Source organism: Bacteroides cellulosilyticus (genome assembly GCF_020091405.1).
Lineage (GTDB): Bacteria > Bacteroidota > Bacteroidia > Bacteroidales > Bacteroidaceae > Bacteroides.
The window spans coordinates 3371891-3384419 of sequence record NZ_CP081903.1; the positions used below are offsets into that span (position 1 = coordinate 3371891).

At 40.9% G+C, this 12529-nt stretch carries 7 protein-coding genes; all 7 read left to right on the forward strand.

The window, feature by feature from the left end:
* The first annotated feature begins 93 nt into the window (after positions 1-93).
* The 7 genes from K6V21_RS12235 to K6V21_RS12265 all read left to right on the forward strand — a co-directional run bounded on the left by K6V21_RS12235 (position 94) and on the right by K6V21_RS12265 (position 12526).
* Positions 94-2328 (forward strand): GH92 family glycosyl hydrolase, encoded by a 2235-nt coding sequence (locus K6V21_RS12235; protein WP_224321935.1) that lies wholly within the window; start codon positions 94-96, stop codon positions 2326-2328.
* Positions 2329-2376: 48 nt separating this feature from the next.
* Complete coding sequence (locus K6V21_RS12240) at positions 2377-2937, forward strand: RNA polymerase sigma-70 factor (RefSeq protein WP_007212720.1); 561 nt, start codon at positions 2377-2379, stop codon at positions 2935-2937.
* 31 nt (positions 2938-2968) lie between these two features.
* Entirely contained in the window at positions 2969-3979 is a 1011-nt protein-coding gene (locus K6V21_RS12245) for a FecR family protein (protein ID WP_224321936.1), read from the forward strand.
* 38 nt (positions 3980-4017) lie between these two features.
* Positions 4018-6297, forward strand: a complete 2280-nt coding sequence (locus K6V21_RS12250; RefSeq protein ID WP_224321937.1) for a GH92 family glycosyl hydrolase — start codon at positions 4018-4020, stop codon at positions 6295-6297.
* 190 nt (positions 6298-6487) lie between these two features.
* On the forward strand, positions 6488-9817 hold the full coding sequence (locus K6V21_RS12255; protein WP_224321938.1) for a SusC/RagA family TonB-linked outer membrane protein: 3330 nt from the start codon (positions 6488-6490) through the stop codon (positions 9815-9817).
* 14 nt (positions 9818-9831) lie between these two features.
* Complete coding sequence (locus K6V21_RS12260; RefSeq protein ID WP_224321939.1) at positions 9832-11457, forward strand: SusD/RagB family nutrient-binding outer membrane lipoprotein; 1626 nt, start codon at positions 9832-9834, stop codon at positions 11455-11457.
* Between the two features lie 31 nt (positions 11458-11488).
* Positions 11489-12526, forward strand: coding sequence for a glycoside hydrolase family 18 (locus tag K6V21_RS12265; protein WP_224321940.1), 1038 nt, complete (start codon positions 11489-11491; stop codon positions 12524-12526).
* The last annotated feature ends 3 nt before the right edge of the window (positions 12527-12529 follow it).

A 12529-nucleotide genomic window follows, 5' to 3' on the forward strand; every position in this document is an offset into this window, starting at 1 on the left:
ACTATATTTGTTCGCACTATGAATTTATTTTAAAAACTGCTAAGTGTTTCTTTGCGCTGAGTTGTTCCATACATACGTTAACTATGTAATATTATGAAACTATCAGAATTATCTTTTTGGATTTTGCTTCTTTTCTCTTTTTCAGCGTGTGTATCCCAACAACCGGATGCGGAAACAGAGTGTTATGCAACAGAGTACGTCAATCCTTTTATTGGTACCGATTTTACAGGAAATACTTATCCCGGAGCGCAGGCACCGTTCGGTATGGTGCAGTTAAGCCCCGATAATGGTCTTCCCGGCTGGGATCGCATCTCCGGTTATTTCTATCCGGACAGCACGATTGCAGGTTTCAGCCACACTCATCTTTCGGGTACGGGAGCCGGTGATTTATATGATATATCTTTTATGCCCGTGACTCTGCCTTATAAAGAAGCAGATGCGCCGTTGGGCATTCACTCTTTATTTTCCCATGATGAAGAAACAGCCAGTGCCGGATATTATCAGGTGCGGCTGAAAGATTATGATATCAACGTGGAACTGACAGCAACCGAGCGTTGTGGCATTCAGCGTTATACTTTTCCTGAAGCGGACGCAGCCATATTCCTCAATTTGCGGAAAGCTATGAACTGGGACTTTACGAATGATACCCGCATTGAGGTAGTCGATTCGGTAACTATTCAAGGATACCGTTTTTCTGACGGTTGGGCACGCGACCAGCACATTTATTTCCGTACCCGTTTTTCTAAACCGTTTGCATCCGTGCAGTTAGATACTGCTGCTGTCATCAAAGACGGTAAGCGTATAGGTAGCTCTGCTATTGCCCGTTTTGATTTCCACACAAGTGCGGGGGAACAGATTCTTGTCACTACAGCTATTTCGGGGGTAAGTATGGAAGGCGCAGCACGCAATCTTGCTGCTGAAGCTCCGGCAGACGATTTTGACAAGTATCTGGCTGCTACCCGTAAGAACTGGAACGAGCAACTTTCCAAAGTAGAAATCAAGAGCAATGACATTGACGAGAAAGTCAAGTTCTATACAGCCCTTTATCATTCCATGCTGGCTCCGACTATTTATAGCGATGTGGATGGTGCCTATTATGGTCCTGATAAGCAAGTGCATCAGGCAGACGGATGGACCAATTACAGTACTTTCTCATTATGGGATACCTACCGTGCCGCTCATCCCCTTTATACCTATATCGAACCACAGCGTGTAAATGATATGGTAAAATCCTTTCTAGCCTTTTCCGAACAGAACGGACGTCTTCCGGTATGGAATTTCTATGGAAGTGAAACGGATATGATGATAGGTTATCATGCAGTTCCCGTCATAGTGGATGCTTACTTGAAAGGGATTGGGGATTTTGATCCGAAGAAAGCTTTAGCCGCATGTGTAGCTACAGCCAATATTGATGAATATCGTGGAATAGGATTATATAAAAAATATGGTTATGTGCCTTATGATGTAACGGATCACTATAATTCAGAGAACTGGTCACTTTCTAAAACCCTGGAATACGCTTACGATGATTATTGCATTGCCCGTATGGCGGAGAAACTGGGCGAAAAGCAAATAGCAGATGAATTTTATAAGCGTTCTCTGAATTATAAGAATGTGTATAATTCTCAGACAACCTTCATGCAACCGCGGAATAACAAAGGAACCTTCATTGAGAACTTCAGTCCGGATGATTATACTCCGCATATTTGCGAAAGTAACGGCTGGCAATATTTCTGGTCTGTACAACAAGACGTTGATGGGCTGATCAGTCTGGTTGGAGGTAAGGAACGTTTTACCCAGAAACTGGATAGTATGTTCACTTACAATCCTTCTGCGGATGAAGATCTGCCTATTTTCAGTACTGGAATGATTGGGCAGTATGCACATGGTAATGAACCGAGCCACCATGTCATTTATTTGTTTAATGCCATAGGGCAACCTTGGAAGACTCAGAAGTATGCAGCTGAGGTGATGCATGAATTATATAAGAATACACCTGCCGGTTTGTGTGGGAATGAAGATTGTGGTCAGATGTCTGCCTGGTATGTGTTCAGTGCAATGGGATTCTATCCGGTAGACCCGATTAGCGGCAAATATGAGATAGGTACTCCCATGTATCCTGAGATGAAGATGCATCTGGCTAACGGTAAAACATTTACGATATTGGCACCGGCTGTCAGCAAAGAGAATATTTATATCCAGTCGGTAAAGCTCGACGGAAAACCTTATGATAAAAGTTATATCACGCATGAGCAAATAATGAATGGTTCTATCTTTGAATTTGAGATGGGGAATAAACCGGGTAAAGTGTGGTATGAGATAGAGTGATAGGGTGATAGAGTGATGGATGGTGCCAGATAATATAATTGTGGGATTATGAGTGATAACTTTGACCTGACTTATAAACTCCTTTTCCGTAAGTACTACGCCAATCTGCTTTTCTATGCCACGCGCATCGTGGGTGATGAAGAAGCGGAGGACGTAGTACAAGATGTATTTGTAGAATTGTGGCGGCGGAAAGATACGATAACGGTAGGAGAGCAGATACAGGCATTTCTGTATCGGGCGGTGTATACCCGTGCTTTGAATGTACTGAAGCACCGGGATATCAAGAATACTTATGAAGCTGTAGTGACGGAGATCAACCAGAAAAGAATAGAGTTTTATCAGCCGGACAGTAATGATGTCGTGAAGAGGATAGAAGACCGTGAACTCAGAAAGGAACTCTCCGAGGCTATAAATGAATTGCCGGATAAGTGTAAGACGGTCTTTAGACTCAGCTATCTGCATGATATGAAGAATAAGGAAATAGCAGATACTATGGGGATATCATTGCGGACCGTGGAGGCTCATATGTATAAAGCCTTGAAGTTTCTGCGTGAGAGGTTGGGTTACCTGAACTTTATGTTAGTCCTGTTTTTATTAGGTAAGGTATAAGTGTTTTTAGCGAAACGGTTGTTTTAATAGTATGATGAAGGAAGGAATGAATAAGTTGGATGAAGAATTGATGGCCAAATTCCTTATGGGGGAATGCTCTGAAGAAGAGCTCTGTAAGGTAAATGCATGGCTGGACGAATCGGACGGTAACGCTCGTGAATTGTTCAGGATAGAGCAGATATATCATCTGGGAAAGAGTGAAGAATTTGCGGATGAAAAGAAGATAGAAAAAGCTGAAAAGCAGCTGTTCAAACGGCTGGCACAAGAAGAAGCTAAACGAAATAAGGTGAGAAGATTGAATGCCTGGATGCGGTATGCCGCTATGTTCATAGGTATCTTTTTTATATCCGGTTTGAGTTATCATATTTATCAGTCACAAAGTGAAGAGAGCAAATTGGTTGCCGTCACTGCCCGTGATGAAGTGAAAGAATTAATGTTGCCTGATGGCACTAAGGTTTGGCTGAACAAACATACTACTTTAAAGTATCCACGTGAATTCTCAGAAAAGGGAAGGAATGTATATATAGAAGGGGAAGCCTATTTTGAAGTAAAGAGAAATACGGCGAAACCTTTTATAGTGCGCAGTGAAGCCATGCAGGTAAGAGTTTTGGGAACAGTCTTCAACTTAAAGAGTGACAAGACTAACCGTTCTGCGGTAGCTACACTGATAAAGGGAGAGATTGAAGTGAAAGGTAATCACGAAGAAGGCATGATCGTATTGGCTCCGGGACAAAAAGCGGAATTGAATGCTGTAACTCGCCGTCTGGTAGTGAAACAGGTGGATACAGGCATTGAAAACTGGCATAATAATCAGTTTGTCTTTGAAAAGGCTGACATATTTACGATTGCCCGTACTTTGGAGAATTCTTATGGGGTGAAGATTATTCTGGCGCCTGATATGGATGCTACAAAGACATATTCCGGTACATTAAAGAAGAAAGATAGTGTAGAGGAGACTCTGAATCTGATTAAGAGTACGAATGCGCTTCCCATTGAATATAAAATTGTGGGAAATAGTGTATTTCTGTCTTCAAAGAAATAGGTAAAAATCGGAAGTATATAATCTTAAAACATAATAATATGAGGAAACTGCTTTTATCGATTTGCTGTTTAGGCTGTGCTCTCTGGGCTCAAGCCAAAGATTTTACGCAATACGTCAACCCGCTGATGGGGACATTGTCTTCTTTTGAACTTTCTACGGGAAATACATATCCGGCTATCGCACGCCCTTGGGGTATGAATTTCTGGACTCCGCAGACCGGAAAGATGGGAGATGGCTGGCAATATGTATATACTGCTAATAAGATTCGTGGTTTCAAGCAGACCCACCAGCCCAGTCCGTGGATTAATGATTACGGTCAGTTCTCCATCATGCCTGTAACAGGCAAACCAGAGTTTGATGAAGACAAACGTGCCAGTTGGTTCTCACACAAAGGAGAGGTCGCGTTACCTTATTATTATAAGGTGTATCTTGCCGAACATGATGTTGTGACAGAGTTTACCCCCACTGAACGTGCCGTTTTGTTCCGTTTTACTTTCCCTGAGAACGAGAATTCATATGTTGTAGTAGATGCTTTTGATAAAGGCTCTTATATTAAGATCATTCCTGAGCAGAATAAGATAATCGGATACACCACCCGTAACAGCGGTGGAGTTCCTGATAACTTCAAGAACTATTTCGTTGTAGAATTTGATAAGCCTTTCAGTTATCAGGCTTCTGTTGCTGACGGTGCTTTGGTTGAAAACCAGAGTGAACAAACAGCAGGACATGCGGGAGCCATCATCGGTTTCAAAACCCGTAAGGGAGAAATAGTACATGCCCGTGTGGCTTCTTCCTTTATCAGTTTTGAGCAAGCAGACAGAAATCTGAAAGAGCTGGGGAGTGACAGTTTTGAAACTTTGGTTCAGAAAGGACAAGATGCCTGGAATCAGGTATTGGGAAAAATAGAAGTGGATGGAGGTAACCTTGATCAGTATCGCACTTTCTATTCCTGCTTGTACCGTTCAGTACTCTTCCCGCGTGCTTTCTTTGAGTTTGACGAGGCTGGAAATCCAGTTCACTACAGTCCTTATAACGGAGAAGTTTTGCCCGGATATATGTATACTGATACAGGCTTTTGGGATACTTTCCGTTGTCTGTTCCCTTTCCTCAACCTGATGTACCCTTCAGTAAACAAACAGATACAGGAAGGTCTTATCAATACGTATAAGGAAAGTGGCTTCTTCCCCGAATGGGCAAGTCCGGGACATCGCGGGTGTATGATCGGTAATAACTCCGCTTCTGTACTTGCCGACGCTTATCTGAAAGGTGTTAAAGTGGATGATGTAACTACCTTGTACGAAGGTCTTATCCACGGAACAAAGAATGTGCATCCGGAAGTTTCTTCTACCGGTCGCCTCGGTTATGAATACTATAATGAATTGGGATATGTTCCTTACGATGTGAAAATCAATGAGAACACTGCCCGCACTTTGGAATATGCCTATGACGACTGGTGCATCTACCGGATGGCAAAAGCCCTGAACCGTCCGAAGAAGGAACTGAAGCTTTTTGCTGACCGTGCTATGAATTATAAAAATGTGTTCGATAAGGAAAGCCTGTTGATGCGTGGACGCAATAAGGATGGACAGTTCCAGGCTCCTTTCTCACCCTTGAAGTGGGGAGATGCCTTTACGGAAGGAAACAGCTGGCATTATTCCTGGTCTGTATTCCACGATCCTCAAGGTTTGATTGATCTGATGGGTGGTGAAAAAGTCTTTGTTGAAATGTTGGATTCGGTATTTATCGTTCCTCCTTTATTCGATGACAGCTACTATGGCCAGGTAATCCATGAAATACGTGAGATGACAGTGATGAATATGGGTAATTATGCTCATGGCAACCAACCGATACAGCACATGATTTACATGTATAATTATGCCGGTCAGCCCTGGAAAGCTCAGTATTGGTTGCGTCAGGTGATGAATCGCATGTACACGCCCGGTCCCGACGGCTATTGTGGAGATGAAGATAACGGGCAGACTTCTGCCTGGTATGTATTCTCAGCATTAGGTTTCTATCCCGTTTGTCCGGGAACCGATGAGTATGTCTTGGGTGCTCCCTTGTTTAAAAAAGCAACGCTTCATTTTGAAAATGGTAATTCATTGGTGATCGATGCTGCTAATAATAGTTCTGAAAATATGTACATCGAATCGCTTCGCTTGGATGGAAACACGTATACGAAGAATTATCTGAAGCATGGAGATCTGCTAAAGGGCGGTGTCTTGAAATTTGATATGGGTAGCAAACCTAATTTACAACGAGGAACACAGGCGGAAGATTACCCGTATTCTTTCTCCAATGAAATAAAAAAGAAATAAAAAACTGAAGTTAATAATGTAATGAAGAAGGGAATAGGAAATAAAACTATTCCCTTTTTCATTTAATGAAAAAAAATATCATTTTGTAGTAAGTGTATTTTCTGTGGTCGTTGTTTTATATACAACGACCAGAAAATAGAATCTCCCGGTCGATTAAAATTAACCAATGTGTAACCTTTAAACTTTGTTTATGAACAACAATCATGCTTTTCAAAGTTCGAAATTTCTACGAGCTTTATTAGTCTTGTTCTTCATGACTGTATCCGTTCAGTGGACCTTTGCCCAACTGAATTTGAATGTCTCTCGTACGACGTTAGGTACAGTTATCGAACAGATCAAATCTCAATCTAAGTATCAATTTTTCTATGACGACAAGCTCGCTACTATGGCAGTAGAGAATGTCAAAGTGAAGAACGCATCTATAGAAGATGCCTTGAATGCTATCTTGAAAGGAAAAAACATTTCTTTTAAAGTAGAAGATAATATTGTTTATCTTTCAGAGAAGTCTGCTGCACCGCAAGAAGGTAATCAGCAAGGTAAAGAACGGACCATTACCGGAGTAGTATCCGATGATATGGGCCCTCTGATTGGTGTGAATGTGTTGGTGAAAGGCACTACTGATGGCTGTATCACTGATATCGATGGTAACTTTACACTGACTACTACTGCGGCTAATCCTGTTATTCAGTTCTCCTACATCGGCTATAAGCCACAGGAAATTGCAGTGAAAGGACAGGCCGCTATCAATCTGATGATGGAAACTGATTCACAGCTGATAGAAGAGGTGGTGGTAACAGCTCTCGGTATCAAACGTGCGGAAAAGGCATTGAGCTACAATGTAACTCAGGTAGACGCAGAGTCCGCTTTGGCTGTGAAAGACGCCAACTTTATTAATTCGCTGAACGGTAAGGTTGCCGGTTTGAATATTAATGCTTCTTCTTCCGGTGTTGGTGGTGCCAGTAAAGTGGTGATGCGTGGATCCAGAGGTATTGAACAGTCTTCTAATGCACTTTATGTTATTGATGGTATTCCTATGTACAATTTGAGCTCTGCCGGTGGTGAAAGTGAGTTCGATTCACAAGGTACAACAGAGGCTATCGCCGATATCAACCCGGATGACATCGAATCAATGTCTGTATTGTCCGGTGCTGCGGCTGCGGCTTTGTATGGTAGTAATGCATCCAATGGTGCTATTGTTATCACTACTAAGAAGGGTGCCGCGGGACGTGTTTCTTTGTCTGTGTCCAGTAACACTGAAATGCTGAATCCCTTTGTGATGCCTAAGTTCCAGGATTGGTATGGCACGTCAGGTACTGATGGAAGCTGGGGCTCTCGTTTGAACTCAAGTAACCGTTATGGTTATAATCCGAAGGATGATTATTTCCAGACAGGTATTATCGGTACGGAAACCGTTTCACTTTCTACAGGTTCGGAACACAATCAGACTTATTTGTCGGCTGCTGCGGTTAACTCTCGCGGTATTGTGCCCAATAATAAATATGAACGTTACAATTTCACGTTCCGTAATACTACCCAGTTCTTGAACGATAAGATGAAATTGGATGTAGGTGCGCAATATATTATGCAGAAAGACCGTAATATGACTAACCAGGGTATTTATGCAAATCCGGTGGCTTCAGCCTATTTGTTTCCACGTGGCAATGATTGGGAAGAATATAAAATGTTTGAACGTTATGATCCAGTTCGTAAATTATATACGCAATATTGGCCGCAAGGTGGTGGTTCATACCGCTTGCAAAATCCTTACTGGATTAACTATCGTAATTTGCGTGAGAACGATAAAGACCGTTATATGCTGAGTGCTTCTTTATCTTATGATATCTTGGATTGGTTGAACGTAGCCGGGCGTGTACGTATTGACAATTCTATGAATACTTATACTCAGAAATATTATGCTTCAACAGAACCGACTATTGCCGAAGGCTCTGAGAATGGTTATTATGGTGTGGTTAATACGCGTGACAAGCAAGCCTATGCCGATTTCCTGATTAATATTAATAAACGTTTTGGAGAAGATTGGGGGCTGACCGCTAATATTGGTGCTTCTTATTCAGACACTCGTTCTGAAGCGATGGGAGTAAAAGGTCCTATCCCTGCTGATGGTTTGGCTAACTACTTCTCGATAACTCAGTTGGATAAACAGACTACTAAGCGTGAAGAAACAGGTTATCGTGAACAAACACAGTCTATTTTTGCTTCCGCGGAAGTGGGGTATAAAAATGCTTACTATCTGACATTGACCGGACGTAATGACTGGCCTTCACAATTGGCAGGTCCTAAGTCAGTACAGAAATCTTTCTTTTATCCTTCAGTGGGTGCTTCTGTTCTTTTATCTGAGATATTCACTTTGCCGGAAAGTATTTCTTACCTTAAATTACGTGCTTCATGGGCATCTGTAGGCTTGCCGTTCAAACGTTTTCTGGCTTATCCTACATTTGAATGGGATAGTTCTACGGGCAAATATAGTACAAAATCAGCTTATCCTTTGTACGATTTGAAGCCTGAACGTACCGATTCTTGGGAAGTAGGTCTTACAGCTCGTTTCTTAGGACACTTTAACTTGGATATTTCATTCTACAATACTAAGACTTATAATCAGACCATGGATACACAGGAATTACCTACTGGAGGTTATAGTACTTTCTATGCACAGACTGGTAATGTCCGCAATCGTGGTGTCGAACTTTCTTTAGGCTATAAGAATACTTGGAATAAATTTACCTGGAACTCGAACTATACGTTCAGTGCCAATAAGAATAAAATTCTTAGCTTGATTGACGGGTATGTACATCCGGTGACTGGTGAGGTTATTTCTAAGACGCAATTGGATATGAAAGGATTGTCAAATGCTCACTTTATATTAAAAGAAGGTGGCTCTTTGGGGGATCTCTATTCTATGTCTGATTTGAAGCGTGATGCGAACAATAATATTTATGTGGATGCCAATGGGGCTGTTAAGACTGAAAGTCTGAAAGATGGAATTAAACTTGGTTCTGTATTTCCGAAAGCTAATATGGCATGGCGTAATGATTTTCAATATAAGAATTTTGGTTTTGGTTTCTTGCTGACAGCTCGTTTGGGTGGTATCGTTTATTCGGCTACACAAGCTACTCTTGATGCTAATGGTGTATCTGAAGCTTCAGCCTTTGCGCGTGACAATGGTGGCGTGATAATCAATGGCGGAGACGTAGTTGATGCGGAAAAGTGGTACACGACAGTAGGAGCTGACAGCGGTATCCCGCAATTATATACTTATAGTGCTACAAATCTACGTTTACAAGAAGCATCTGTCAGTTATACTATTCCTAGAGCTAAATTGAAAAACGTAATGGATATTACTATTTCATTAGTAGGACGCAACTTATGGATGATTTATAGTAAAGCTCCTTTTGATCCGGAAGCTGTGGCTTCTACTAGCAATAACTATTATCAAGGTGTGGATTATTTCATGATGCCGAGTTTGCGTAGCGTGGGATTCAACCTGAAACTTAAATTCTAAAACATTGAAGTGATATGAAAATAAATAGTACTATAGCAAAATTCATGGCTGCGGGAGCAATATTGTTCAGTAGTGTATCTTGTACAGGAGATTTTATAGATTATAATAAGAATCCTCATGAACCAGATTTGAATGAAATGTTACCGGACGACTATTTGTTTAGTGCACTGTTACTAAACATGCAAGATGTGATGATGCCCGAACAAGAAAATTTTTCTCAGTATGTAGATTGTCTGATGCCTGGTGGATTTTCCGGTTATGTGGCCGACTCTAATTTGGGTACTGGCTGGTCGGGTCGTTTTGCTACTTACAATCCGTCTGAGGCTTGGTTGAGAATACCTTTTGCTGACTTTTATGATAAATTTTATCCCAATTATTTTCAACTGAAAGAGCAATGTGAGGATGAGGTATATTTGGCATTGGCCGAACTTTATCGTATTTGTACAATGCTACGTGTGACCGATACTTATGGACCGATTCCATATTCTCAGGTAGGTGTGAACAATGCCTTGAAGTCAGCTTATGATTCTCAAGAGCAAGTTTATACGAAGATGTTTGCTGATTTGGATGATATTATAGAAGTGCTTACTACTTATTCGGCTCAAAACTTTAATTCCAGTGGAGACCGTATTTATGATGGTAATACGAAAGCGTGGGCTAAGTTTGCTAATTCAATAAAACTTCGCATGGCTATGCGTATCGTATATGTCAATGAGAGTTTGGCAAAGCAGAAAGCAGAAGAAGCTGTAAATTCAGAAATGGGTGTGATGACGGTGAATGCAGATGGAGCTTATCACAAAATTGTAGATCATAATCCGTGGGAGCGCTTTATGCCAAACTGGGGAGATGCTCGTATCTCTGCCGATTTGATTTGTTACATGAATGGGTATGATGATCCCCGTCGTGAAGTTTATTATAACAAATCTACGTTTGCTACAGAATCAGGGAACACTTATAAAGGTGCGGAAGATTATGTTGGTTTGCGTCGTGGTATTAGGCAAGGACAGTTTAACTCTTGGTCCCATGGTTATTCTTGTATGAAAGTTACCGTGAGTGACAAGATGCTTATTTTCCCTGCTTCGGAAGTTACTTTTTTACGGGCAGAAGGTGCTCTCCGCGGGTGGAATATGGGTGGAACAGCGAAAGCTTTGTACGAAGAAGCTGTGGCTCTTTCTTTTGAGGAACGTGGGGTATCAGGTGCGAGCACTTATCTGACTTCTACGGGATTACCTATAGCTTATAAGGATCCGCTGAAAGGAGAAAATGGACAGAAGTATGATTATTCTGGTTCTATTAACTCTACGATTACTGTTGCTTGGGATGATAGGGATGGCTTTGAAACTAATTTAGAAAGAATCATTACTCAGAAGTGGATTGCTATATTCCCGAATACAATGGAAGCATGGTCAGAATATCGTCGTACAAATTATCCTAAGTTGATGCCGGCTATGCATAATTTGAGCGATGGGATAGTGAATGATGCTGAGGGAGCACGTCGTTTACCTTATCCTGCTGATGAGTATCGTGAGAATGGTGATAACCTGAATGCAGCTGTTTCTGCATTAACTAAGGAATCAAGTAATAAGAAGGGGGATACGATGGCAACCCATATTTGGTGGGATTGTAAGTCGTCTAAATAATTTGGTATAATACATAGAAATGAACTATAATATGAAGAAATATATAAAAAACAGTATATTGAGAGGCGGGCTTTCTATACTGGCATTGGCTTTATTGTCATCTTGCAGTGATTGGACTGATGTAGAAAGTATTGAACTCAAGAAGGCAGATATTGCAGAACAAAATCCGGAGCTTTATGCTGAGTATTTGCGGAATTTGTGTGAGTATAAGAAATCAGAGCATACGTTGGTTTATACTTGGTTTGATAACTCAGAAAAAGCGCCTTATAGTCGTGCGCATCACATCACAGATTTACCAGATAGTATTGATATTGTGAGTCTGATGTATCCGGATAATTTGGCAACCTGGGAGTTGGAGGATATGGAGTCTGTTCGTGAAAATAAAGCGACCAAAGTAATATATTCCATTGATTTTGAATCAATAAAGAAGGCTTATAATGAAAAATTAGAACTTGCAACGGAAGAAGAGCCGATATCTGAAGATTTTATTGGCTTTCTGACCGATTCTTTAGAATATTCTTTATCGTTGGCAGATAAATATCGTTATGATGGAATTTGCATTGGTTATGCAGGTAAGTCCAGATTGCACATGCGTCCCAATGAATTGAAAGAATATACGGAGAATGAAACTGCATTTATACAGATTATTAACGATTGGCATACTCGGAATCCTGAAAAGATGATAACTTATGAAGGTAAGCCGCAAAATCTGATAGATTCTTCTCTGTTGGATGATTGTGTTTCCATTCTGTTATCAGGAAAAAAAGCTACAAATGAAAATGAGTTTTCATATATTCTTTCATTAGCTATGGTAGAAAATATTCCGGATGATCGTTTGGGAATGATTGTTATGGCTGTCTCACTTAATGATCCCAATAAAGAAGTCGGATATTTCAAGAATGGTTCACTAGCTGTTCAAGGATTAATGAATTGGGCACCTGCTACTCATAATGGTACTAAAGTAGCAGCCGTCGGACTTTATAATGCTTCTACTGATTACTATACAGTTGAAGGAAATTATTATTACATGAAACAGCTGATTTCAAGTGTGAATCCAGCTATAAAATAAAAG